This is a genomic window from Coleofasciculus sp. D1-CHI-01 (assembly GCF_040218875.1).
Lineage (GTDB): Bacteria > Cyanobacteriota > Cyanobacteriia > Cyanobacteriales > Coleofasciculaceae > Coleofasciculus.
This window is the reverse complement of record NZ_JAVJQP010000158.1, coordinates 12,828-39,251: the sequence shown is the minus strand read 5'-3', so window position 1 is coordinate 39,251 and position 26,424 is coordinate 12,828. Positions and strand designations below refer to the sequence as shown.

The 26,424-nt window shown below is 44.1% G+C and carries 17 protein-coding genes, 1 tRNA gene and 2 pseudogenes; 9 read left to right on the top strand and 11 right to left on the bottom strand.

Translation table 11 applies throughout. The features are described from left to right. Positions 1–292: 292 nt before the first annotated feature. The gene (locus RIB93_RS27920) at positions 293–940 is read right to left on the bottom strand and encodes a hypothetical protein (protein ID WP_446377807.1); all 648 of its coding nucleotides are present in this window, start codon (positions 938–940) and stop codon (positions 293–295) included. Positions 941–1,008: 68 nt separating this feature from the next. Beyond that, a complete protein-coding gene (locus RIB93_RS27915) occupies positions 1,009–5,385 on the bottom strand; it encodes an nSTAND1 domain-containing NTPase (protein ID WP_446377805.1) in 4,377 nt (1,458 codons plus the stop codon). Positions 5,386–5,530: 145 nt separating this feature from the next. Between RIB93_RS27915 and RIB93_RS27910 the strand changes: the two genes are divergently transcribed. Beyond that, positions 5,531–5,992 carry a hypothetical protein gene (locus RIB93_RS27910; protein WP_446377803.1) on the top strand — a complete coding sequence of 154 codons (462 nt, stop codon included), beginning with the start codon at positions 5,531–5,533 and terminating at the stop codon, positions 5,990–5,992. Then, positions 5,989–7,530 carry a hypothetical protein gene (locus tag RIB93_RS27905; protein ID WP_446377801.1) on the top strand — a complete coding sequence of 514 codons (1,542 nt, stop codon included), beginning with the start codon at positions 5,989–5,991 and terminating at the stop codon, positions 7,528–7,530. Before RIB93_RS27910 ends, RIB93_RS27905 begins: the two co-directional genes overlap by 4 nt. Positions 7,531–7,601: 71 nt before the next feature. Here the strand turns inward: RIB93_RS27905 and RIB93_RS27900 are convergent, their stop codons facing one another. From RIB93_RS27900 to RIB93_RS27885, 4 genes are all read right to left on the bottom strand, one after another. After that, positions 7,602–8,528 (bottom strand): alpha/beta fold hydrolase, encoded by a 927-nt coding sequence (locus RIB93_RS27900; RefSeq protein WP_446377799.1) that lies wholly within the window; start codon positions 8,526–8,528, stop codon positions 7,602–7,604. A 255-nt stretch (positions 8,529–8,783) separates the two neighbouring features. Beyond that, complete coding sequence (locus RIB93_RS27895) at positions 8,784–9,446, bottom strand: GDYXXLXY domain-containing protein (RefSeq protein ID WP_446377797.1); 663 nt, start codon at positions 9,444–9,446, stop codon at positions 8,784–8,786. Between the two features lie 180 nt (positions 9,447–9,626). After that, positions 9,627–10,988 (bottom strand): DUF2157 domain-containing protein, encoded by a 1,362-nt coding sequence (locus tag RIB93_RS27890; protein ID WP_446377795.1) that lies wholly within the window; start codon positions 10,986–10,988, stop codon positions 9,627–9,629. A gap of 408 nt (positions 10,989–11,396) precedes the next feature. Then, positions 11,397–12,518 carry an amidohydrolase family protein gene (locus RIB93_RS27885; RefSeq protein WP_446377793.1) on the bottom strand — a complete coding sequence of 374 codons (1,122 nt, stop codon included), beginning with the start codon at positions 12,516–12,518 and terminating at the stop codon, positions 11,397–11,399. Positions 12,519–12,804: 286 nt separating this feature from the next. Between RIB93_RS27885 and RIB93_RS27880 the strand changes: the two genes are divergently transcribed. Beyond that, on the top strand, positions 12,805–13,284 hold the full coding sequence (locus tag RIB93_RS27880; RefSeq protein ID WP_446377791.1) for a GNAT family N-acetyltransferase: 480 nt from the start codon (positions 12,805–12,807) through the stop codon (positions 13,282–13,284). A 519-nt stretch (positions 13,285–13,803) separates the two neighbouring features. Here RIB93_RS27880 and RIB93_RS27875 read toward each other — a convergent pair. The 3 genes from RIB93_RS27875 to RIB93_RS27865 form a co-directional block, all read right to left on the bottom strand. Beyond that, a complete protein-coding gene (locus tag RIB93_RS27875; RefSeq protein WP_446377789.1) occupies positions 13,804–15,258 on the bottom strand; it encodes an adenylate/guanylate cyclase domain-containing protein in 1,455 nt (484 codons plus the stop codon). 187 nt (positions 15,259–15,445) lie between these two features. After that, complete coding sequence (locus RIB93_RS27870; RefSeq protein ID WP_006098939.1) at positions 15,446–16,183, bottom strand: DUF1995 family protein; 738 nt, start codon at positions 16,181–16,183, stop codon at positions 15,446–15,448. A gap of 216 nt (positions 16,184–16,399) precedes the next feature. Beyond that, positions 16,400–17,668 carry a glycosyltransferase family 4 protein gene (locus tag RIB93_RS27865; RefSeq protein ID WP_446377787.1) on the bottom strand — a complete coding sequence of 423 codons (1,269 nt, stop codon included), beginning with the start codon at positions 17,666–17,668 and terminating at the stop codon, positions 16,400–16,402. A 597-nt stretch (positions 17,669–18,265) separates the two neighbouring features. On the opposite strand from RIB93_RS27865, the gene RIB93_RS27860 reads away from it, so the two are divergent. Continuing rightward, positions 18,266–18,354 (top strand) — tRNA-Ser (locus RIB93_RS27860). Between the two features lie 82 nt (positions 18,355–18,436). Here RIB93_RS27860 and RIB93_RS27855 read toward each other — a convergent pair. Further along, complete coding sequence (locus RIB93_RS27855) at positions 18,437–19,891, bottom strand: isochorismate synthase (protein WP_446377785.1); 1,455 nt, start codon at positions 19,889–19,891, stop codon at positions 18,437–18,439. A 435-nt stretch (positions 19,892–20,326) separates the two neighbouring features. On the opposite strand from RIB93_RS27855, the pseudogene RIB93_RS27850 reads away from it, so the two are divergent. Continuing rightward, positions 20,327–20,584, top strand: a pseudogene (locus RIB93_RS27850) (aldo/keto reductase); the annotation flags it as partial. A 144-nt stretch (positions 20,585–20,728) separates the two neighbouring features. On the opposite strand, the gene RIB93_RS27845 reads toward RIB93_RS27850, so the two are convergent. Then, a complete protein-coding gene (locus tag RIB93_RS27845; protein WP_446377783.1) occupies positions 20,729–22,204 on the bottom strand; it encodes an RNA-guided endonuclease InsQ/TnpB family protein in 1,476 nt (491 codons plus the stop codon). A gap of 71 nt (positions 22,205–22,275) precedes the next feature. Between RIB93_RS27845 and tnpA the strand changes: the two genes are divergently transcribed. The 4 genes and pseudogenes from tnpA (at position 22,276) to RIB93_RS27825 (ending at position 26,386) form a co-directional block, all read left to right on the top strand. Further along, entirely contained in the window at positions 22,276–22,665 is a 390-nt protein-coding gene (tnpA, locus tag RIB93_RS27840; RefSeq protein ID WP_446377781.1) for an IS200/IS605 family transposase, read from the top strand. 139 nt (positions 22,666–22,804) lie between these two features. Continuing rightward, positions 22,805–23,032 (top strand): annotated as a pseudogene (locus RIB93_RS27835) (cytochrome P450); the annotation flags it as partial. 113 nt (positions 23,033–23,145) lie between these two features. Continuing rightward, on the top strand, positions 23,146–24,057 hold the full coding sequence (menA, locus tag RIB93_RS27830) for a 2-carboxy-1,4-naphthoquinone phytyltransferase (protein ID WP_446377779.1): 912 nt from the start codon (positions 23,146–23,148) through the stop codon (positions 24,055–24,057). Positions 24,058–24,589: 532 nt separating this feature from the next. Beyond that, positions 24,590–26,386 (top strand): alpha-glucosidase family protein, encoded by a 1,797-nt coding sequence (locus RIB93_RS27825; RefSeq protein WP_446377808.1) that lies wholly within the window; start codon positions 24,590–24,592, stop codon positions 26,384–26,386. Positions 26,387–26,424: the final 38 nt, after the last annotated feature.

The following is a 26,424-nucleotide window of genomic DNA, read 5'->3' as shown; positions in this document are numbered from 1 at the left end:
CTGAAAATCTATCGGGAATCTTTAGATAAAGAGTATATTCAAGTTTCTTCTTTTATTGGACGTGAACGCGCCAATCAGTTCAAGGAGTTTATTCAATCAGAATTTGTCAATGTAGAAATCGGTGAAGCAAGTATTATTGAGACTCCATAAAGTGAATGAAAATCGCTGTACTCAAATCAAACTACAGGCTTTAAATTATGGCACGTCAAATAGTCCTTGACTGATCATGTTGATGTAAAATTTTATTGAGAGACACAATACACGATTAATATATTGTAGTATCAGTTATGAATTAAGGACTTAAATAGTGTAAACTTTCGACAATATTTATAAATTCACGTCGGCTTATTAAATTACATTTTGTGTACTCATTTGCACTAGAAGAATTTACACTATAGACATATTTACTATCAATAACTCCATGCCACATTTCAACTGTCATGTATGACGTTTCACTTTCTGTACTAAACTCTGTAATTTCAGCAACTACATTTCCTAAAGCTGGTGAAAAAACGTCAATGTTCTCAAGAGCCATTGGTGAACCGCCACCCCCCTCAAGTTGCATAACAATATCGAAACAAACTTGACTAGGATTAGAGTAAGTAATTACTACATTGTATGCAACAGTATAACGATCATGCTTCCAATCTCGAATTACAAAATCAGTAACTTCAAACCCACTAGGAACATAAGTTGGCAAAATTGCTTTAAATTTACCACGATGAATATTTTGTGATTGTAGACGTAGTAAATCTCTTATTTGAGAATCATTTAACCCTGAAAGTTCAGTAATCTCTTGGGTCGAGTAAACCTGCTTATAAGATAGATTATCCTCAGAAACTTCTGGCGTTTTTCTAAAAATATCCTCAATTAGGTTACACCCTGACAAAAGCCAAACTAGATTCAGTTGAAAAAGTAAGGCAAAAATATTGACCTTCATAATTCAGTAACCTTTTGAAATTGAAAATTTGATATGTTCTGCCTTGACTTTCCCCGAAAAAACTCAAATCACTGCTGACAAAAATTCTTCAAAGCCAAAGTTTCAGAAGCCATAGCGAGATACCCTTCCAACCAGTCACACCCTACCACCAACAATTCATCCAAATTTAAGATTTTCCATAACCGCAAACTCCCCATATCTCCTCCCGCTAAAATAGATTGCCCATCAGCACTAAACGTCAGACCCCAAACAGCCCCTTGGTCATTGGTAAACTCAGCCACTTGTCGCCCCTGCAAATCCCACAATCGCACCGTGCCATCCATCCCTCCCGTAGCAACGTACAACCCATCGGGACGAAAACCCACTGCATTAATCCCACTCTGATAGCTAAAAAACTCCAGTTGCTGCCGTCCTGACCTATCCCATACCCGCACCATACTATTGTTATCTGCCGTCACCAACTGACTACCATCGGGACTAAAACTAATACTGCGGATTTGTCCCTCATGACCCTGCCATTCCTTCTGCAACTGACCGGATAGATTCCATAGCTTAATTGTTCCATCCCAGTCCGTACTCGCAATCCGCCGTCCATCAGGACTAAACGCCACCTTACCCACAACAGCTTCATGTCCCTCTAGAGTTACCAACAATTCACCAGAAACTGTCCAGAGTCGCGCTGTTTTGTCGGCTCCTGAAGTCACAATATATTGACCATCGGGACTAAACTCCACACTGTTCACCCAAGATTGATGACCTGTCAACTGTCCCAAGGAAGCGCCAGAACGATCCCATAGTCGTACCGTGTTTTCAAATCCCGCTGTGGCAATGATATTCGCATTGGGACTATGACTGATACTCCAGATTGCACCGCGAGAATTAGCAGTCCATTGAGCCAATTCTTCTCCGGATAAACTCCAAACGCGGACAATTCCTTCATCCCCAGCACCAATTACTTCCTGTCCATCAGGGCTAAAACTGACTGTATTAACATCTTCTTGATGACCGGGAAACTGTAAAGTTGCTGCTGTTGACAGATCCCAGAGTCTAGAACTGCCATCTCGTCCCGCACTCATGAGATAGCGACCATCAGGGCTAAAATTGGCTCGCCATACCGTCCCTCGATGACCTTGTAACCGGGCAATTTCTCGACCGGAACGTTCCCATAGTCGAACAGTTCCATCATCTCCTGCGGTTGCCAACTGCTCTCCATCGGGACTAAAATTCACCGCAATCACCCACCCTTGATGTCCCTCAATTTGCTGCACTTCTTCACCGGATAAAGTCCAGAGGCGAACTGCTTCGTCGTCTCCTGTGGTTGCTAACTCCTGACCATCGGGGCTAAAACTAACATTAAAAACCCGTTGTGGATGAGCTTGAAATTGGGCAATTTCTTGACCGGAAGTTTCCCATAAGCGAACCCTACCATCTTTTCCAGCAGTTGCTATGGTCTGACCATTAGGGCTAAAAGTAATTTGGTTCACACCGCCAGGATGTTCAAATTCTGCCTTTTTCTCTCCCGACTGATTCCACAAAAGCACGACACCATAATCATCACCGGAGGCAAAAGTTTCCCCATCAGGACTAAATGCCACGGTATTAACAACAGTTGGATGTTCCATCTGCATCAGTTGTTGACCGGAACTCTCCCAGAGTCGAACGGTTTCATCTCCCCCAGCACTGACGATTCGCTGGCTATTGGGGCTAAAACTGATGTCATTGATTCCACCTAGCACCCCCTCTTTATGTCCCCGGAGTTCAACGGCTTCTGTGGTTCCTGATAGTCCCCAAATTCTAATCACTCCATCTCGTCCGGCTGTAGCAACGGCTTGTCCATCAGGACTAAAAGTAGCGGCTTTCACTTCATCTCCCCCACGATCAAAGCGGTTGCGCTCATAAATCGTATCGAGAATTTTCTGCAATGCTAAGATCGGACTGGCGGCTGGATAATCTTGGGGAGGACGACCATTTTTAACCAGTTCTTGCAATCGTTGACCGCTTTGCATGGCGGAAAGGAGTGCTTCTAATTCTCCCGATCGCAATTGTCGCAAGGCACTCACCCCCGCTTGTTCTAGCTTGGTTCCTTCTTCCGCTTCCCGTTGCTGATAACGAGCGATCGTGGCAGTTCCTAAAAATGCAACAGTTAAAATTAAACTCCCCCCCAAAAAGATTGAACCAATTTTAATCCTGCGCTTGGCTTTATTGTTTGCAGATTCAAGAATTAGTTTTTCTTTCTGAGCCGTTTCTTTTTCCTGAATTTCTCTTTCTAAAGTAAGTTGAGCTTGCATTTCCTCCAATCTAGCCTGAGTCTCAGCCTCCTGGCTCAATTGAATTAGCTCCACAGCAATTGGAGAAAGCTCTGCCGGATTCTCCTTCCAAAAATCTTGGGCAACAGCTAAACGACTCCCAGCTAATAAATCACCGCGTTGCCGAGATTTTCCACCCTCAAACCATTCCCTAACTTGAAGCTCAATTTGTCGCTTCCGACGCAGCATCTCTCGATTTTCTTCCAGCCAGTTTTTGAGTTGTGGCCAGTGACGAATTAAGGACTCATGTGCAACATCAATAACGGTTAGAGCGTTATGATCTGCTTGACCTCTAGCCTGTAATTCATCAGTAACTACTAAGCGAACACTCACTAATTTTTGCAGAATATTATCAATAGTTTTTTCACTATACTCTGTAGTAACTAACTCAGTTTTGAGTACACGGCGGCGAGTGTCTTCTGTCCCCTCTCCTAACTGAGTTAGCTCCAAGAAAATTCGCTTGGCAATTTTCTGTTCTGTTTCCGACAAAGATTCAAAAAATAAATTAGCTTGCTTTTGTAATGCTCCTTTAACCCCTCCTAAGCGGTTATATTCAGCTAAGGTTAATCGAGTCACCGTTTTTTGATACCAAAGCTCTGTCAAAGTATATTGCAAAAGTGGCAAGCTACCCGGAGAACCTTGAACATCGTCAACCATTTGCTCAACTAATCCTCTTTCTACCTCTAATCCAACTTTTTGTGCTGGCTTTATAATAGATTCTTCTAACTCATAAGCTGTTAAAGTAGGAACTAAATACTGATTTTGGTTAATGTATTCAGTCAAGCCAAAATATTCATTCTCCGCGCATTTTCCTAAAAAATCTGCTCTCATTACTAAAATCAGACAAAGTTTACCTTCGGCTGCTTCTAAAGCCCCTAATAGGCATTCAAAAAACCGCTGCCTTTCTGAATCATCCGGGCAGAGAGTAAAAATTTCTTCAAATTGGTCAATCACCAAAACTACGCGAGGAGCTTGAGTGGCTTCAACTAATCGCTTTAATCCTTCTTTTCCGGCTAAAATCAACTCTTCAGCCTTTTTTAGCTGACTGGCTCTTTCAATAGGGGATAAATTGATTTCCGCATCAACAAAGACTTTAGCTATTTTTTGCAGTGGGGTTTTATCTTGTTCTCCAGGAGTAAATGGAGGATAAATTTTCCACAAATCACTTCCTGATGAGTTTTGTCCCAGTTTTAGCTTATACAGTAGTCCAGCTCTAACTAAAGAAGACTTCCCACATCCCGATGGTCCCAAAACCGCCAAAAAATTGCTATTTTTAACTTTCTCAATTAATTCATCTATTCTCTCTGTGCGTCCATAAAAATACTCAGCGTCCTCGTCGTTAAAATCAAAATACCTCAGACCCCTATAAGGACAAATGCCTTCTCGAATTGGACTGACTTGTTCGATATTGCGAGTAGTGAGAATAATGGGATCACCTGAATTGCTATGAATCGGTGCTTGGGGAATCCCTCTCACCTTTTCCTTAATAAAATCAACTAAGGTATGATTGGTAATTACACCTTCAGTATTCTCCCTAGGCTCAAGTCCTTCTAACAAAAATTGAGTCAATACTCCATGCTTTCCACCCAAAGACTCATAAGCCAATTCAAAAGGACGACAGGCAGCAATAAAACATCTATCTCTTCCCTGTCCTAAGTTTCCCGGATCTGCCTCGTCAAAATTATGTAATTCCCCACTGTGACAGCAATCTAACCAAATAATTTGCTGTTTAACCAAACTTTTTTGGAGTAATCGCCTTAACCATTGCAGGGAGACTCCCCAGATTTCTTCTTCCGGATTGCAGTCGCTAGTGGCAAGGAAACCTTCTGTTATGCCCCCACGAACTTTGCGTAAGCCATGACCAGCAAAAAATAACAGTGCCGTTTCTGGCACTTGAGCATCATCCCCATCAGGATTAAAGAGCGTCGCGATCGCCTCTTCGACTTGCTTACAGCGGACTTCTGCCCCTTTATGCACCCGCAATCGACCTTCCCGGTTAACTTCGGGCAATCGTCGCACCCGGAAACCTCCATGTTGTTCCAGAAGTTGGGCGATCGCCTCCGCATCCTGAGCCGGTTTGGATAAGTTAGGCAGTTCTGGGTAGCTATTAATCCCTATGACCAGGGCATCACGAGTCATGGACTGACCTACATCTTTAACGGAGTAATTTTAAGGTAACATAGTTCTAATAGCCTAGCTGTTTTGGACTCTAAATCTAAAATTTATCTATCTAAAACTGCACGACAACGACTCCCCCGACCCCCTTTCTCTCAGCTTAGGATTTATGGCTACCACCGTTAATCAATCGTTACTGGCGATTCTCGTGGCTCTTGAAAATTCAGATCAGTGTCTAACTGAGGAGCAACAGCAAGCCTTGCATCAAATGGGTCAACGGTTAGGAACCAAACCCCAAAAGTGGTCATCTCACCTTGAAAAGCTCTTGACAGTCTTTCCTGAAGAGTCAGATTTTCTGAAGTCTTATCATCAAGCCTCTCAAGCTTTAGGGCAGTTGTCGTCGGAAGAGATCCCTAATATTTTACCCGATGAACAAGAGGTTAAGCAAATTTTTCCTGATGCACCAGTTGTGAAGCGAGCCTACTTTGAGGGTAAAGCGGATCAGAGCAGTCAAGAAATCTGTAACTTTGTCAGTAGCGTTGTCAAAAGTCCCAACCCAGCCGAAACCAGTCAAAAATTAAGTCTGGCTCTGCGTCTGGCGGAATATCTAAAATCTCTCGGTCGCTCATGAGTCAACTCATCTATCCTAATCTCTTTTGTTTTGTTTATGATATCAAAGAAGGATTAGGGTTTAACAATGAAGAGTTAAGGGATGCCCAAGCAAACTTTGCTCGCCGTCTTCCCCATCTCTCTTATGTTTTTAAAAATGATCACAGCTTTGAAACGGAGTATCATGAACTTTTACCGACAAAAATTGACAAGTTCACAGACCACGAAGATGGCTATACAGGATATTACTACCCTGTCCGTTTAAATGACACCTATGGACTCTTAGTTGCCTGTTCTCCTCCTGAAAATTATCACATCTATTCTGCTAATCAAGTCATTGCTAATCTCAAAAAAAAAATTGATGACAAGCTGGCGGATCAGCCTGGGACGTTAGGAACTACTTGGTTAATCTTAGCTCATCTCCCTGAAAACTATCATAAAGATCGGTCTAAAGTTGCTCAGGACTGCTATCAAGCCTTAATGGAAAATTCCGACCCTCAGACCCCCGCTGATTGGGAAACTGACTTAGTAGGTCAAGGAAAATTTTTAGGGGGGACTCTTTTTGAATTATCCCAATATTACATCCGTCCAAACTTGAAATATAGAAGTCATAGGAAAGGCTCTAATTTTTCAAATTATAATTCGACTTATTTGGCTGAACTACAGGTATCTAATCATGTTTTGATTGAGTTATGTCCGAATCATTCAGCCGCTAAGATAGCCTCTCGCTTCAATTTTGATTGGATAAGATTATTTTGTTATCGACATAAAATTTTGTTTGCTTATACTCAGAGTCGCTTTATTAAACAGGACTTGAAAGAGGGTTATAGAACTATTAAAGAGTTTATGAGATTGTTTCAAAAAGAGCGCCAGAGCAACCCGAGTCTTAGACAATTAAAAAATCAATTATTACAAGCACAATATAGTTTATATCACTATTCTATTGACTTAAATCAATTGGCTGATCAGATTCGGACAATGGAAGTTAACTTATTAAATTATGAGAGACGAGTTAAGGTTATTCAGGAGAAAGCCAGGAAAGAAACCCAGGAAAAAGCTATCTCAGATTATGATTACTTAACTTTATGGGGATGGAATTTAAGGTCTTTAGATTGGCAGTCACTTCCTAACTCAATTCTTGACTTTTTATCTCCTCATGATTTTACTTTTTTGGATAAGTTTAGGCAAGATTTTAGTAACAAATATATGTTACAAGTAGAAAAAGACTATGAGGGATTAAGTCCTGGCTTGATTCTATTGGAGGAATTAATTAATTCGATTTATGGAATCACAAATTTGGATCAGGCACAGCGCGATCGCACGTTCCAAAATACTGTCGCAATTGTCGGCGTAGGGCTAGCCGCAGGTTCTATGGTTGTGTCTCTGAATAAATTAGGCGAGGGAAAAAATGATCCAGTTCGGTCTGTCCTCACCCATTCCCTAAAAATCCAACCACCCTGGTTAGAACCAGCTATTCCTTTAGTATACAGCCTCAGTACCGCTATTTTAGCCGCCCTACTCACTTGGTTGGTGATTCGGTTAAAAGAGCGATCGCGCTAAAGCTGATGTACTCCAATCCTTTTACCCATAGCAACTTACCACTGGACTTTAGACTAAATTTTTGTCAGGAACTAGGTTAACTTCTGTTGATTAATCCAATCGCCGACAACCGAGACAAAAGCAGCCGTTGACTCATAAGGTAAAACATTTCGACCCGGAATTTTACCCCCCTGACCTTGGGGAAAATACTTGATATAGTAATCTAAGCGTTGCTCAGGTGTTTCCAATTTACCCTCGCGACTGATACTGCTGGCTTCTTCGCCTACTACCACAAATGTCGGTTGCTGAATGGAAGCAATAACCTGTTGATAGTCTTGTCGCCAGAACCCAGATAGGAACGAAAAAACGGCGTGGCGACTAGCGGTATCAGCAGCACCTTTTCTGAGACTGTCTAACCATTGCTCATCAATATCGTCTGGTTCAGCAAATAACTGCTTTGAGGAAAATGAACGCAAAAATTGACGGCGGCGGGCGTAGCGATAGAATAAACGACCAAACGGCGAATCAAATAGATTCCAGGCAAGTTTGTGCTTCAAATTAGAGGTTTCCTGAGTCATTACAGCCCAAGACGGTGGACCCGAAAATACCAATCCTTTGACATAATTTGATGCATCTGGCAACTGGACGAGAGAAAGGGCTACGGGTAATTCTGCACCTTGCACCACCACAATAGCGGGTTTTTTGACAACAGTCTGTAAAAAATAATTTAACTGCTGCGCCCAATCTGTAGGATGATAAGCAACATGGGGCATATCAGTGTCACCACATCCGAGTAAGTCAGGATTATAAATGGGTTGAGAATATCCCGCTTGATACCACTGTTGGCAAAAGCGATGCCAAAACCAACGGGATAATCCGACGCCAATCGGATGCATTAACACCAATGGTGTATCGCTAGCCTGATTCGGCTGATAATAGTCGTAAGCACAACGATAATTACGCCAACTGTAAAACTCAGTTGTTGCTGACGGGATGGGGAAGTTAGAAGTAATCGTCATAAACACTCAACAGTCAAAAGCAATAAATTCTGTAGGGGCGGGTTTAGCCATTAAAACGACTTGTCATCAATAAATGAACAACAAAACCCGCCCTAACTTATTGATAATATATCAACAAAACCCGTCCTGATTCAATTGTCGGAGCGTGACACAGTTCGTAGTAAGGGCTTTAGCCTTTGATTGAGTTGAGCGAAGTCGAAACCAAACCTACAACCTCCACTATTAAAGACAAATGACATAAGACGAATGACTCAATCAGAGACGATACTGGCGAATCTTTTGTTGATTCGCTTCACCAGTCTGTACCCAAAGACTAATCGGAACGGCATTTCCCCAAGCATCAACTTTAACTTCCATAACAATAGGCGGAATTTGTTGGGTTTGTTCAGGATTAGCAAGTCTTGCTGCCCGCAGATCATCATTAATCTGATTCCGTTCTGCTTCAGGCATAGTATAATTTTCGAGTCCATACTCAATTAATCCCCGTTGGGCAATTCCTCTCAAAAAAACCTGATTGTTGTTGAGATTGGCAGGGCGTTTGAGACTAATAGAAATGGGTTCCCAAGGTTGTGGTAGTCCAGGTAACCTGAGTGAAATCGGTTCTGCTAAAATTACGTAAAAGTGAGTTCCTGGCTTGATAAACATTGCGGTGTTGTCATCACTTTGTTGTTTAGGTAAATTATTCCAACCTGGCAAACCGCGTAATTGCTCTTGACTAGAAATGTCATACCTCATAATTTGAGAGTAGCCTCGCAATAGATTGTAGGGTTCTAAGGGGGCTGTTTGCAAAATGATAATTTTACCTGCGATATGAGTGTAAATCGCTTGGGCATGCACAGCCAGGATTAAAGCTGTTTGAAATAACAAAGTGAGCCAAAATCGCCGGAAAGGGATAGAAGGGGTAGTGTCATTTGTCATTTTTAATTCGTCATTCGTCATTCGTCATTTGTCAGGGAATAGGCAATAAGCTGTAATGCATTTAAATTGGGTATTAGTAGCGAGCAAGATGCAAAGCCTGCGGCATGGCTTCGCTTAACGCACTACAAGGATTTCGTCATTGTTGACATGAAGGTTTAAATGCCGAACAGCTTAGGGAATTTATTTTGAGTGTTGAGCGCGAATATAGTATTCAAAACTTATGCCAGCCACCATAATACCGCAACCACACAACAAAAAAACTAGGGATTTGAACAGTAAATCGGTATTGTACTCAACCATCCGACTTAAGACTTGCAACGTTAACAGCACCAACCCTCCCCAGAAAAAACGTCGTTGGGCTTGGGTGATTCCTTTACGGATTATACCGATCGCTAAAACAAGTAACATTAAATTGAACGTTAATACTGCCGCGATATCTAAAGAACCCGTCCTGAGATGCCAATAGGGAATGACGGCGCTAATCACAATCATGAAAGCCACAAAGCTAGTTGTTCGGTTGAACTGACGCCAACGATGCAGCCATTCCCAAATTGTTATGCTGACGAAGATAAACAAATTGACCAAAATATACCACGGTACATGAAAGGCATTGTTGGCAGATGGCATAAAAGAAACATTCCACATCCAATAGAACGATAAGAGGGAAAATAAGAGACTGAGGAAAATAATGGCAAGTGTGCGGGCTGTACTCTCGAAAGACTTAGCATGAGGAAGATACCGTCTCCAGAACCTATCCCTGTACCCCCATAATAAGGCTGGCGGAAGGGCGCAAGCGATCGCGCTAACCCAGGCGGGGGCGATTAAAACGTTGAGGCTTAGTAAGTTCACCTCTAATGAATAAATCACCGCGATCGCACCGAGGCGAAATATCCACCGAGAACCGCACCAGTAGGCTAAGGGAATAAACATCACAGCCGCGACTACGGGCATAAATCGTACCATCAGCCGCAGCCAACCTATCTCTCCAATCGCTAAAAATTCAGGTTGTCCTTGTCCCTGAATATATCCAATTCCGATCAAAAGGGTAGAAAGTATGCCTAACCCAGTTAACCGCAAGCTATACGCCATCCCCAAGACACCAACTCCCCAAAGCAGCAGCAATTGGTAAGCGGGTCTATTTTGCTGAAAGAGTTGGGATATCAGCGCCATATTTACCCCCAATATCAGCGCCCCTAGCATCAGCAATATTTGTCCTAAACGGCGTTGTCCTCCTTTAGGACGTTGCCACAAAACAAAACCTGCTGTATTGAATCCAATAAACAGCAGCAAGAGTAACGCTACTTTCAACTCTCGCGACCAAACTTGCCAGTTGGCGGCGAAAAACGCGATCGCGCCTACGCCTAAAAGGATACTACCGATCAGTAGCAGAATCGAGACAAATTGGTTACGGGAAGCCGTTTCGAGTTCCCTAAATTGATAGCGTTGGGCAAGTTGTTCATAGACAGAGGGATCAATTAACCCCTCACTTTGCCATTGCTGTGCTTCTTGACGCAACTGACGACGAAACTTCTGGGAAGGCATATTCGCATTTTAGTCTGGTTCCACCTCTTAAAATGTTGTAACATTTAAAATATTCAAGTAGGTTGCGTAGAGTCAATTCTATGGAAAGGGCGGGTTTTGTATTTCAGTTAGGGGCAATTATCAATGTTAATCCCTAAACCCGCCCCTACAGATATGATCTCGCTATATTAATTCTATGGAAAGGGCGGGTTTTGTATTTCAGTTAGGATCAATTATCAATGTTAATCCCTAAACCCGCCCCTACAGATATGATCTCGCTATATTAATTCTATGGAAAGGGCGGGTTTTGTACTCCAGTTAGGGGCAATTATCAATGTTAATCCCTAAACCCGCCCCTACAGATACTACCTCAATCTAGGTGAAATCAAAATAAAAATGGGATTGTTATTATGACCCATTAATTATTCTTTATGACTTTTTCAAATAAAGTTTTCGGGCATTGTCATAGAGAATCGCATAAGCAACTGATTCAGCTTCCTTTGCTGTAAAATCACCATCCTGAATCGCCCCATCTAACACCTGACTTAGCACCTCTCGCCCCCATTTTGCACCTAAATAATACAATTCTGGAATATTGTGAGCGTCGGAGGAATACATCAGTTTACTGGTTGGTGTTAGTTCTAATAGTTGCTGAACTGTTCGACGCATTCCAGCATGACTCAAAAACGGAACGACTAATCCAAAATCTAGATAGACTTGAGGATAAACGGATGCTAAATATCCAGCTTCCTGACTATAGGGATAAGCGGCGTGTAGTAGGACAATGGGGACGTTTTCAAAACGTTTATCTTCAAGGAGCGATCGCAGATGCAAGGGATTGCTCAAGCGCAGATCCAAATCCGGGTCACCAAACCCTGTATGAAATTGTATGGGTAACTGGTATTTGCTAGCAATTTCTAGAGCTTGGGTGATTACAAAATCAATAAATGGCTTATCTGATAGGTGTAAGGATTGACTTGACGTTGGCTTGATTTCATAAAATCGTTGTTTAGCAAACTCCTTGGGTGTCCATTGAATATCTAAACCTGTTCGGTAAGCCGCAACACTTTTAAATCCCACAATTCCAGCCGATGGTGGATCAAGCTGACTCCGGAATTGTTCCCAAAATGTTTTGAAGTCATCAGTCTCTATAATCAGCTTTTCTGCTAGATATTCCAATCGCAGAATCCGCTGCACAGGAACAAATTGCTGATGCCATTCCAGTGGCAGAATATCACCGGGCAAAAAGCCATCATCGAGAAATATTGCCTCAAGGTTAGAGGCATGAAAACATTTCTGTGTGAGTTTTTCTAACCCTAGTTGTCGGCGATGTTCAAGAATTACAGCTTCTGTTGGCTCACAATCCAAAAGTTGAGCAATATCCCGTAAACTACGACGGTAGAACAGGCTATAACGGGCATGATGATTAATAATATCAGGATGATACCCTTCCGTAAAAGCCGCCGTATAAGGATAACGCTTTGTGGCAGAGGGGTTCAGTAGGTTGTGAGCATGTTGATCGATCGCGGCAATATCCCAGAGGTCGAGCATTATTTGGGGTTGATGTTTGATTTTTTGTGGTCTATTGTGAATTAATTTAGTGTAGTGTTTGATAATTTTACCAGCATTTACCCTAAATAAGGTGTCATGCATTTAATTTGGGTATTAGTAGTGAGCAAGATGCTCACACTACGACAAGGATTTCACCATTATTGACATTAAGCTTTAAATGCGGAACCGCATAGCTTGACAGAGTACTACAATCGTGAATTCTGACATTTGCTCGAAAGGCAAGCAAAGACGATAATAAAACTCGATATTCTTTATTTCGTACACAATGAAAACCTATTACCGTGACTTTTTAATTCGTGACTGGGAACCGCGCGATCGCGTCAACGCCGCCGAGGTGATTGGTTCAGTCTTGTCAGAATACGGCTTAACTTGGGAACCTAGGGGAGCCGATCGCGATGTGGTTGACGTCGAAACCTTCTATCAAACGGTTGGGGGAGAGTTTTGGGTAATCGAATACCAAGGTAAAGTTGTGGGAACCTCGGCGTATTATCCAGTCGAACGCGGCGAAAACGCTGTAGAAATTCGTAAAATGTACCTGCTTCCAGAGTTTAGAGGTGAAGGGCTCGGTAAATTTTTGTTGCAACAGCTTGAGGAAACAATCGCCAACCGGGGTTTCCAAGAAATTTGGATTGAAACCGCCAGCGCCCTCAAAGAAGCCATCCAGCTTTATGAAAATAGCGGCTATCAGCCAACCACAGGGGTAGAGACAAAGCGGTGCGATCGCGTTTATGTTAAACAACTATAGTATAGTTTTGAGTGTGTAGGGGCGGGTTTAGGGACTAACATTGATAATTGACCCTTCTGTAGGGGCGGGTTTAGGGACTAACATTGATAATTGACCCTTCTGTAGGGGCGGGTTTAGGGATTAACATTGATAATTGACCCTAAGGGGAATACAAAACCCGCCCTTTCCATAGGGACTAACATTGATAATTGACCCTTCTGTAGGGGCGGGTTTAGGGATTAACATTGATAATTGACCCTAAGGAGAATACAAAACCCGCCCTTTCCATAGGGACTAACATTGATAATTGACCCTTCTGTAGGGGCGGGTTTAGGGATTAACATTGATAATTGACCCTAACGGGAATACAAAACCCGCCCTTTCCATAGGGACTAACATTGATAATTGACCCTAACTGGAGTACAAAAACCGCCCTGACTGGATTTTGCATTAACTCCCATCTCCCCCATCTTCCCCATCTCCCTCATCTTCCCTATCTTCCTCACCTTCCCCATCTCCCAGACGTGCCATGGCACGTCTCTACAACTCCTGCTTCCCAACCAGCCAATAGTTGATCATTTCCCCTTTTCCCTTAACCACGATCGCACCCCGTTTTTCAAATACATACTTATCCTGCAAACGCTCTTTTGTCGCCGCTGTCACTTGAATTTTTCCGGGAAGTCCAGATGATTCCATGCGAGACGCCACATTAACTGCATCTCCCCAAAGATCATAGCTAAACTTTTTAATCCCAATTACACCAGCTACCACAAGTCCCGTATTAATGCCAATGCGAATTTGAAAGGGTTCCCCTTGTGGTGTTTTAAATTGTTGAATGGCTTGTTGCATATCCAACGCCATGTTTGCAATTGCCTCAGCATGATGATCATTTGCTACAGGTAAACCCGCCACAGCCATATAAGCATCGCCAATGGTTTTGATTTTCTCAATGCCATGTTTTTCGGCTAATTTATCAAAAACAGAAAAAATATTATTTAGTAGATTAAGCAGTTCTAAGGGAGACATTTGAGCCGAAAGCTGCGTAAAGCCGACAATATCAGCAAATAAGATAGTCGCTTCCGTAAATTGTTGTGCTAAACTTCCCTCAAACTGTTTTAATTGGTCAACAATAGGCTTGGGTAAAATGTTGAGCAATAACCGTTCTGACTTTTCTTGTTCTAAGCGTAGGGCTTGTTCCGCTTTTATCCGATCACTAATATCGGATTGGATGCCGACAAAATGAGTTAGGTTATTATGATCATCATAAATGGGGGAAATTGTCAATTCATTCCAGAACGGTGTTCCGTCTTTCCGGTAATTGAGTAAGGTAACGGTGCAATTTTCTCCGGCTTTAATCGCAGCACGGAGTTGATCAACGGCTGGCTGACTGGTATCTTTTCCTTGCAAGAAACGACAATTATAACCGAGGACTTCAGCGTCAGAGTAACCTGTTATTTCCTCAAAGGCAGGATTAACATAGATAAGCGGCATATCTGGCAACCGGGCATCCGCAATAACAATACCAACACTACTCGCTGCGATCGCTTGATCGCGTAGCTTAACAGTTTCCTGGACTCCTTTGCGATATGCCTGACTACCTCGCCAATTGCTTTCGGTGACATCATGGGCAATACCATGGCTTATACTATTTTGATAGGCTCCCAAACGCCAAGACAGCCAACGATAGCTTCCGTCTCGACAACGAAAGCGATTTTTAAGGCATATTGGGGTTTTATTATCCTGGAGAGTGTGACATTGATTCTCCATATCAAAGGTGAATGCCACATCATCAGGATGAACAAACTCTAACCAAGGGCGCGATCGCAGTTCATCTAACGTCCAGCCTAGAGTCTTTTCCCAAACTGAGTTGAGTTCTCTAAAATACCCGTTACTGTCACGAATACACAACAACTCAGCAGAAATATCGAAAAAGGCTTGGAGAGATGCTTCCCCATGGAATAGGTTTGGCTCATTCTCCTCACAAGAAGGATTCATTGGACATGTTCCAGGGAAGATTTACGGTCGGTTTTTGCACCCTCTATCAAAATTTTTTATACAATTTCAATTATTACATTGGCGTCATAAATTGTAGACTCATATCATAGGTAGCGCTTTTTCAAGATTTTGGCGAAAAAGACGCTAGATATAGTGGGTTTTTGGCGTTTAGCGTTTAGATGTTGGATTAACGACTCAATGCATCTAAAAAGCTCTGTAGCGTAGAGAGAAACCCTGGTTTTTTTGCAGCAGGTGTATCTTCTGAGTCACCGCTACCCGTTACTTTAGCAATAATCAATTCCAAGGCATCTCCTACAGGTTTTTGCGGTTCTTCAGCAATAAGCTGATAGGCATTTTCCTTTTCCAGCCAGATTTGCCATAGTCCCGGATAAACCCGAAGTAGAGCCGCCCCATCCAGAGGTTGGACGTAGTAACAAGAGGTTAGGGTACTGAGAAACCGTTCACGGAGTTGACGGGCGGCGTAGCCAATACCCACCACTTTCAGATCTTCAAGCTGAGGAGTGAGTAAGACACAGGGGCGATCGCCTGCCAAATTGCAGAGTTTTTCCACTTGACTCACTTCTACCGCCGAAGGGGAAACAATCAAAAACGCCTCATCCTCTGGCTGAATCCTACTTTCGACAGGGGAGCGACTTGTGCCAATGTCTGTGACTTTAAACGGTGTTTCTCCCCAGTCTCGGCGGGCAAGTGCCGCCGCCCCAGCATCAGGGAAGAGAACCTTTAGCCCCGAACCATACTGTTCAAAGATCGGGGTAAATTGCCATGCAATGGATTGGGCTTGCAGGGCAATCTCTGGAAACACTAACTCGACTTGCAGGCGAGTGTATCCATCATTGAGGGCGGCTTGTGTCGCTTCGCGAGCTTGAGCGATCGCTTCGTCTAACGTTTGAGGAAGTTCAGCCATCGGTCATTTGTCCTTAGTCCTTTGTCCTTTATCCTTGATTTTTTGTTCGTCGTGTCCTTTCGATTGTAACGAACTATGAATCACAAATGGGAACAGGGAGTCGTTTTGAGTGTTGAAAAAGGCATCAAAAGACGGTAGGGGTTTAGTTACCAAACCCCTACCGTCTGAAACGCCTAGCTGCAAGAATCAGAATACAACAGGTCAGCGCTGGGTAGTTCACGCGCTGGCTTGTTCCAACACCTGGGAGGAGTTTCGGACGAACTGGAGATAAAGATCACTGAGTTGATGCGCCACACCATCCCAGCTAAACTTTTCCTCCACCCGCCATCTTGCCCTTTGACCCAATTGATTGCGCCAGTCGGGGTGAGATAGAATGCGGTCTATTGCCTCAGCAAAAGCCACCTCATCTTTAGGCGGCGCTAGTAATCCGGTTTCTTCGGGTACGACAGTAAATTGCAACCCACCGACATCACTGGCAATAACTGGCGTACTACAAGCCATGGCTTCAATTGCCACGAGACCAAAGGGTTCATAGTGACTGGGAACCACACAGACATCAGCCGCCGTATAGTAAACCGATAGAAGTTCATCGCTAATGCGTCCGGTAAATGTGGTAATATCCCTCATCCCCAGTTCATCAACGATCGCCTCAATCCGTTCTCGCTCAATCCCATCGCTGTGACCGGGACGAGATCCCCCACCAATAATCAGTTTCACTTGGGGATCATGGCGTATCTGAGAGCAACCCACAGCGCGAACCAGCGTTTCTATGCCTTTACGCGGATCAAAGCGTCCCACATAAAAGATGATTTTGTCATCAGGATTCCATCCTAATTCAAGTCTGGCTTGAGTGCGCTCAATCGCCCCAAAGCGTTGAATGTCTGTGCCACAGGGAATGATCTGAATATGACCCTTACTCGAAACCAGCGATCGCATATGGTCTTTTTCCTGGGGAGATGTCGCCACAGTGCGTTCGGCTGTCTCTAACACCGCTTTTTCCACATCCAAGCGAGTACCAGCAATCATCGGGATCGCTTCGACTGACTGGTACTTAACCGCACCAAGAGAATGGTAAGTATGAACTTGGGGAATCGATTGCCGCTTTTTCCATTGCATCCCCACCCATGCAGAAATCCAATAGTTGGTATGAACCAGGGAATACCGAACACCTTCCCACTCCTGAAACCTCAGCAAATTATCTAAGAACTCGCCGGTATAGCCAAAGATCTTATCCCGTGGGACAAATGCCTCTGGACCGGCTTTCAAACGAATAGTCCGACAACGTGGACTATGTTCTACGATGACGGGATCATCAGCATTGGCTTTTCGGGTAAACATATCTACATGCCATCCTAGATGGGCAAGGGCTTCACCCAGATGGCGCACGTAAACATTCTGTCCACCCGCTTCTTCCTTACCAATTTCCACGGCGGGATCGCCATGAACTGAGATGAGAGCAATATGTTGTCTATGTTTACTGGTCATAAGTTGGTCTAATCCTCGATTTCAACAAGGGTTAAGCTTAATTAAGCGTTTGATGCTTGTGCGGCTTTTCCCTCCGCTCAGATTTTTGGTTGAGAAAACCTTAAACGCTGAGGGCTTTATCCGCATCAGACTAGAGGATGGTAAATGCTGTGAACCCTTAACTTGCGAGCAACCAAGGGTGAACTAACCCTTGAGTGGGAAGACTTGTGCCACATTTCCCTCCCTTTTACTTTTCGCAGAAAGAATTAACTAACTGAAACGACGCCGGATTGGGCTGGTAATTCCCTACTATAGAGCTTGAGAAATGAGTTCCTCTTTCAGGTCATGGACGGCTTTACCAGACTACACCAAATTTCATCGGAAACCTCATCATTGTTGTATATAGCTTAAAGGGTGCAGACTTAGCAATAGCTGATCAAAAGAGCTGAGTTTTACTCGTTTGAAAAGAGTATAGCCTCTAGAAATCAAAGTTGCAATATGTAAAGAAAAATTTAGTTATGTAAAGACGCACACAACCGGATAGGGTGAGTAATTTGCATCCACTCACCACTAGACAAAAAGGGGTTGTAATCTGCTATGATAGTCAAGCACCGCCTTGGAGAGGTGGCTGAGTGGTCGAAAGCGGCAGATTGCTAATCTGTTGAAGTGTTTAGGCGCTTCCGAGGGTTCGAATCCCTCCCTCTCCGTTAAATCGATTAAATCGATTCTTTATGCCTGAGAGTGCCATTGGCTAGCATGAACGCTTGACCAATGACCAATGACCAATGACTAAAGTAAAGCTTTGAGTAATGCCTGAAGCTTGAGTTGAATTTCTGCCAGTTCTTTGTCGGGGTCAGAACCTGCCACAATTCCCGCCCCCGCGTAGAGTCTAGCGCGGTAAGTGTTGTCATGATTTAGAGAAGACGGGTTGCTGTCGATTAATGCTGAGCGAATACCGACAATGAACTCACAATTACCTTGATAATCGATCCAACCTAACGGGGCTGCATAGAGGGAACGGTCAAAGGTTTCGTAGCGGCGGATCTGTTCTTGAGCAATCTGGGTAGGAACACCTGCTACAGCAGGGGTAGGATGAAGCTGGGCAACAATGTCTAGGGGATGGACATTGGTAAACAGTTGTGCCTGGATTGGTGTCCACAGATGCTGGATATTAGAGAGTTTAAGCAGTTGGGGCGCAGGTAAGTATTGGGGGATGAGTCCCAACTCAGATAGGCGTTGAGTGATAAAATCTAGGACAAATTGGTGTTCCCGCTGCTCTTTTTCAGAACCAAGCAAGCGATCGCCAAAATCAGCATCTTCAGTGGCTCTCCTTCCACGCGGCGCTGATCCAGCTAAGGCATCCGTTACCAACAGATGGTCACGAATACTAATTAACCGTTCAGGACTCGCACCGAGAAAGTTCTGTCCTTTACCATTACTGGCACAAAAGATATAGCAATCCGGATAGCGTTGGCGCAAATTATCGAGGGAGTTGACGACATTAAAAGGCTGATGCGAAACAATATCAATGGCGTTAGCGAGAACAATTTTGCTAAATTGATTGGCATGAATTGATTTTAAGGCTGATACGACGGCTGACTTAAAGGATTCAGCCTTGATTGAGTGGGAATTTATAAATTGAGAATAATTAAGGCTGGTCAGAGAACTGGGTTGATGCCCTGACCATGTAATTTCAGATATATGATTGTATAGTTCTTTCAGGAGAACTTTGAGATTAACGCTAGGGTCAACTTGAAGATTCGCAACGAATGTACAGCTATCTTTTCGATAAGCCACTTGCCAACGGGGAAGAAAAATCGTCGCCGATGAAAACTGAGACTCCTGGGTTACAGCAAAAAAGGTAAAAAAACAAAAAAAGTGGGGACCGGCAAAGGACATCCTTTTTTGTTGTTCCGTCCAAATCCAAGTGTCTTTGAGATAACGATGGATGACGGTCTTGGCGTGTTGAAATCGATTGATTCCTTCAACTTCAGCAGAGATCGCCGCATCAATAGCCAGAATCGATTCGTTTTCCTTGCGTTTTTCTAAGTAAAACTGGAAGTGTTCAGGTTTAGCGATAATCTGGAGTACAGTCAGTGGATCGACCCGGGGAATTTCCACAGAAATACTGGCAATTTGAGTACAGCCTTTCTCAACAGATGCCTGCTGACAAGCGACAAGGAACTGGTATAGCTCCTTGTGGTTTGGCAAGCGATCAGTATGAGATGATGATAAATACGCCATGTACAAGAGGATTGCAGATTTTGGGTGATCCAGGCAAGACAGTCCCCCCAGATGTCGGCTACACGACTTCAGGTTCATGGCGATAGCACGACTCAACATTCCTGCCTTTCTATCTACAATTGCACATTTTGCCTAGTCGCCGGATGGAAGTTAATCGGGTTGACTGAATCCCCCGCCATATCGGTAAATAGTTACCGGTTGCCTCAGTCCGGAAAAATTTGAGTTGGGTAAAGTCACCGATGTCTTCCGCCCCCTGACGGGTTCTACCTCCCTGATTATGTTAGATGGACAGGTCAGTAACAGCAACACCAAGTCATGCGTGGGCTGTTGATGCCGCCTCTACATGGGAAACGGTTGCCCACTTACAGTCGGCTTCTCCTGTTACAATACCAAATTCATTGGTCTCCCGGAACATTTAATAAGGAGGTGGTGCATCAACGAGCGCAGCAAGCTTTAGGCAAACTGTGCCCAATTGTCGAACGCCATAATTGTAGTCTGGCTCAATTATCCTTGGCTTGGTTAATTGCCCAACCACAAACGAATGCGATCGCGGGTGCACTTCATCGGGGACAATCCTTTAGTAATGCTAAGGAGGCTGAGGTTAAATTATCTCAAGAAGAAGTGCAAGAAATTGACGTTATCGGGCGTATTGTCACCGAGCCCCTGGACGATAATCCCATGATGTGGGATTGGAATTCACAACAGACAAATAACGCTCCAGACGCAGTATACTATGTATGTCTGGAAAATTCTATTATCTAGTTGTATGCCAGCGTCAGCCGTCGTGCTTAGAGACATTATGGCAAGAGTTAGACAGCCTGGTTGACACTCCCCCTTTTAGAAAAAGGGGGATTCTGTGGAACTCACATTCCACATATCCTGAGAAAACAGTTCTAATTGTCTTCCCAGGTTCCCAGGCACACGACGTTTACCCTTACGGGTGTCGTGTTTTCTCCTTCTAGGCACTGTTAATTCAGCGCTGGGCGTTTCAAACAGATTTAACTGCTTGGGTTTCCCACAGTCCGTGGGTACCTTAATCAAATTCAAACCGTATTCAACAACGGCTTTGTGCTTAATATTTCGTGCCGCCTGCTTGTCCGCATGGTCGAAATGTCCACACTCAGTACAGATGAACCGCTCTCTGTCCCGGTTGGCTTTATCGATATGACCACAGGCACTGCACTCTCTGGACGTGTCCCGTGGATTCACTTTGAGTAAGACCTTTCCTGACTTTGCAGCCACGTACTGAATCTTGTTGATCAACTCTCCCCACGAGGCATCCAGAATGGAACGGTTCAATCCCCGTTTAGCTGATTGACCATTGGGTAAAAACCGTCCTGTCTGTTCCTCTCGCTTGGGTTTACACCGCCTCACCATTCCTGGAATATTGAGATCTTCTACGACAATCGCGTCGGCTTTTTTGACCAGTTTATTAGCGACCTGCCATTGGTAAGCACTTCTGCGCTTCCTGATTTTACTATGTAGTTTGGCTACTGACTCCGCCCGTTTCTTACGGTTCGCCGAACCTTTCTTTGTCCGGCTGACACGGCGTTGGCGAATCAATTGAGTTCGCTTAGCCTTCTGGTTAGTGGCAAACCTAGGGTTGGGGATATCACTCCCATCGGAACAATGCACCAACTTGGTTAATCCCATGTCTAGCCCAACCGCCGTTTTAACTTCAGAGGTGGGACGGGGTATAAGCTCCGGGACTGACTTGTCCTCCAGACGTACCGAAATGAACCATCCATCGGTTTTACGGCGAATTGTAACGCTTCTGATGACAAACCCATCGGGGATGGATCGGGAATTGAAAAAGCGCATCCAGCCAATTTTAGGCAGATAGACCTCGCTCCCTTTGAACTTAACCCGACCAGGCTTATACTCGAACGACCGAAAGTTACTGCGGTTTTTAAATGCCGGGAACCCCCGCCCATCAAAGAAGTTTTTATAGGCGGTATTCAACCGAGCAATGTTACGTTGCAATACGTCCGAGTCTATTGATTTATACCAAGGACGAGCGGCTTTCAGGTCTACCAATGCAGCATCTTGAATTGTGCCAGCATTGCGTTTTTTACCGCTATGGGTCCAAGGATTCCCTGTTGCGCCATTTTTAACGATGCAGCAGGTTAAAGGGTAAGCCTCAGCCTTAGTCCTTAGACTGCAATAGGCTCCCTGAATGAAAGAGTAATGATAGGTTTCAATCCGGTCAGCCAAGCACCAGTTGTAGGTACTCCGAAGCATATTAAGCCACGATTCCATCTTGGCAGACTGGCTGCCAGATGGACGCAGTTTGTAGACGTAGCTTAAAATCATAGATGGCTAAACACTGTCGCCAGCTCTACGCTATCAACAAAATAATCTAATCATAGCATAATTTGACGGATATGCAGCAGTACAGAAAAAGTAACCACTCGGTTTATATGGTCAATTACCATTTAGTTTGGACGCCAAAACGACGAAAAAAAGTGTTGATTGGAGACGTAGAAAAGCGATTACGAGATATTATTTGGGAGGTTTGCCAAGAAAAAGAGTGGGTGGTTATAGCCTTGGAGATTATGCCGGATCATGTTCATCTGTTTGTCAATACTCCACCAAAAGTAGCGGCCCATCAAGTCGTCAAGGCAATCAAGGGCAGAAGTTCCCGATTGCTAAGACAAGAGTGTCCAATACTCTTAAAGCTGCCTTCCCTGTGGACTCACTCGTATTTTGTCTCTACCCCTGGCAATGTTAGCAATACAACAGTTAGACGTTACATCGAAAACCAAAAAAAATGACGGCGAATTCATTCGCCGCGTCGGACTTCATCCCCGATTTAAAAATGCGGGGCTTCCGTCCTCCCGTTCTTTATCTGTGAGAATCCAGACCCTGAAGCGATCGCGCAACTCCCCTATCTTACGGCTGTCTGTAAAGAACTTCGGCGGCGGTAGTCGTAGCTGTATCGGCATGGCTTTGTCCCTATTTGAAATGAAACTGGTTCTGGCAACGGTTCTATCCCGCTATCAGTTGGCGATTGACCCCGACACATCTGTACAACCGTGGCGACGGGGGATTACCATCGTTCCCTCGGAGGCTTGTCCTATGGTGGTGAAGACCCAGCGTCACCTTCACTCATCTTGGGAAAAAGTCATAAGTTATCAGTAATACGTTGTAAAATAGAGTACCTTTTTGATCCGATTTCTAGACCCAAACAGGGAAAACAAGGATTTATTGCTAATTGGATCAGCGCTAGTTTACTGGATGTCTAACTTGCTATCATGACCACAAAGTTCATTTCTCATTCCCAAAATAAGTTATGGTTAGCGGCGCTTAAACCGCCGATGTACAGCGTGGCGATCATTCCAATTTGGATTGGTACGGCTGTAGCCTACAGGGAAACTCATATTATTCATTGGGGCATTTTTAGCACATTTTTACTGTCAGCTATTTTAATTATTGCTTGGCTTAACCTTAGTAATGATGTATTTGATTCAGAGACAGGGATTGATCACAATAAACCCCATTCCCTGGTGAATTTAACCGGGAATAAAGCGTTAATTTTTGGGTTGAGTAATCTATTTTTAGCCGCAGGTATCCTGGGAATCATCGCGATCGCATGGTGGCAACGGGATTGGACGGTGATTGGCATTGTCTTGCTTTGCTGCGCTTTGGGGTATAGTTACCAAGGTCCTCCCTTCCGCCTGGGTTACCAAGGGTTAGGTGAGGTTATTTGCTTTTTTACCTTCGGTCCGATGGCGGTGGCGGCGGCTTACTACTCCCAAGCCCAAACCTTCTCGTCAATGGGGTTAGCGGCTTCAATCATTATTGGTATTAGTACCTCAATTATTTTATTTTGCTCCCATTTCCACCAAGTTGAAGACGATATAGTCGCCGGGAAGCGATCGCCGATTGTTCGCTTGGGAACTCAAGGTGGTGCTAATCTACTCCCTTGGTTAAGTGGCAGCATTTTTGCCCTTACGGGTTTGTTGATCGTATTGGGGATGTTTCCGGTTTGGACAGGATTAATTGTTCTGAGTTTACCCTTTGCCCTTGAGTTAGTGAAGCATGTTGGCTGCTATCATGATCAACCCAAAAAAGTCAGCAATTGTAAATTTATCGCCGTTAAGCTGCATTTTTGGAGTGGATTATTCTTGGGGTTGGGCTTTGTTATCCCTAATCTTTGGTATTGATGGCTTCCTCTTCACAGGTGTCAACTTAAACTGAAAGCATGGAGAGTAGAGACTCCTCCGGTTGAACGTCTGGAAGCCAGGGAATAATTTTGATCAGTGTAATACGTCGTTGAAGCTAGGAGGTTTTTTGTTTACATTTATTTACAAAGTTGCCGAGTATTGATTTACATCTCCTGAACGATATGGGGATGAGTCAGTGTTAATCCCTTGGAGAGAGGTAAGTCTAAGAGCCAGAAGTCTACAATTTAGTTAGTCGTCCATGATGCACTCACCTCAGTATGCTGAAGCGCTCTAAGCTGAGTGAAGTTCATGTACCAATATTAGGGTTGGTTAATACTCAGGAAAGAATCTCGCATAGATGCTGACTGTGAGTGCAAGATTGGCAGGCGGCTGAGGTTCATCTCCTTTAAGAGAATCCCAATCTAAATAAAAAGAAGGACAACTATTGAGGTTGAAGTCAATGAGTTTCAGCCAATTTCATTCGTCATTCTTTCTAAACTCATCATTAACAAAGGATTCAATTATGCAACTTATGGATATGTCAAAACCCCACAAAAGTACCTCAACAAAAAGAGAAGCTTGGTGGCAAACTCCTGTACTCAATCGTCGGGCATGGACGTGGGAAGATGCGCGTAATGTGAAACACCAAGGCGAATGGTGGCAGAATGCGGTTATTTATCAGATTTCTCCGCAGAGTTTTAAGGACAGTGATGGTAATGGTGTCGGTGACTTGAATGGGATTATTGAACAACTCGATTACATTACCTCTCTCGGTGTCGATGCCATCTGGCTATGTCCGATTTATGAATCCCCAATGGAGGATTTTGGCTATGACATTACCAATATGCGGGATATCGACCCGCTTTTTGGCTCTCTAGAGGATTTTAAACGATTACTGGCAGTGGCTCATTCCATGGGATTGAAAGTTCTGCTCGATCAAGTTTGGAGTCATACCTCGGAAAAACATCCTTGGTTTCTCGAAAGTCGGCAAAATAAAAATAATCCTAAAGCAGACTGGTATATTTGGGCAGATCCTAAGCCTGATGGTTCGCCCCCCAACAACTGGTTATCAGCATTTATGGGTCACAGTGCTTGGCAATGGGCACCCGAACGTAAACAATTTTATCTGTATAATTTCTTAGAAAGCCAACCTGACCTGAACTGGCACAATCCAGATGTGGTTGACGCAATTTTGGAACGGGCAAAATTCTGGTTGGATTTAGGAATTGATGGTTTCCGCATCGATGCGCCTAACTTTTTCATGCACGACGCTCAATTGCGGGATAACCCCGTTCGCCCGGATGATGCGTCTTTACCTGATGGTGTCGCCCCTGATAATCCCGTGGTTCGGCAATTGTTTAAGTACAACTTCTGCCGTCGAGAAACCTTAGACGCCCTCAAACCTATCCGTGATTTAATGGATCAGTATCCGGGTACGGTTGCCTTAGGCGAAGTGACGTTCTGTGAAGATTCGATTGCCCTTGCCAGTGAATTTGTCCAAGGTGATGAGCGGTTACACATGGCATATCATAGTGGGCTTCTCGTCGATGAACCCATCAGCGCTAGACTCATGCAACGGATGATGGAAAAAGTGCTAAGTAACTTTACCGAAGGCGGTGATTGTTGGATTGTCGGTAATCATGACTATGGTCGCTTGCGATCGCGCTGGACTGGAAAGGATGCTCAGGGAAATCCTTATCCAGAGGAATTTTATCACATGATTGCGGCACTGCTCCTCTCTTTACCGGGTGCAATCTGTCTCTACCAGGGTGATGAACTAGGGTTAACTGAGGCAAGAATCCCCGAAGATATTCCTGTGGACGATATTAAAGATCCCTTTGGTCAAGCCCTTTATCCAGCGATTAAAGGACGAGACGGTTCCCGCACGCCAATGCCTTGGCAAGCGGATGCCCCCCACGCCGGATTTACCACGGCAGAAAAACCCTGGCTACCTGTTCCCGATGGTCATTATCAACGGGCGGTGAATCTGCAAAATCGAGATCCGAACTCCTTGCTAAATACCTGGCGTCGTTTACTTCACTGGCGCAAAAAACAACCAGCCTTAGAAGCCGGTAACTTGGAAATCCTGGAGACAGAGGAACCGATTTTTGCCTTTATCCGGGACTATGCCGAACAGCGAATCTTGTGTATTTTTAATTTGAGTAACGAATCTGCCCGCTATGACTTGTCGGGATATCCAGGGTGTGCGGAAACCGAAGGATTAGGCTTTATCACGAATCGTCAGGGTGAGACGCTGGAAATTCCTGGCTATAGTGTCTTCTTTTGTAATATGCCCCCAACCTGTGATTATCAACTGAAGTCGAATTAGGGCTGGTTAAATCAGCCTGTAGAGACGTTGCATGCAAC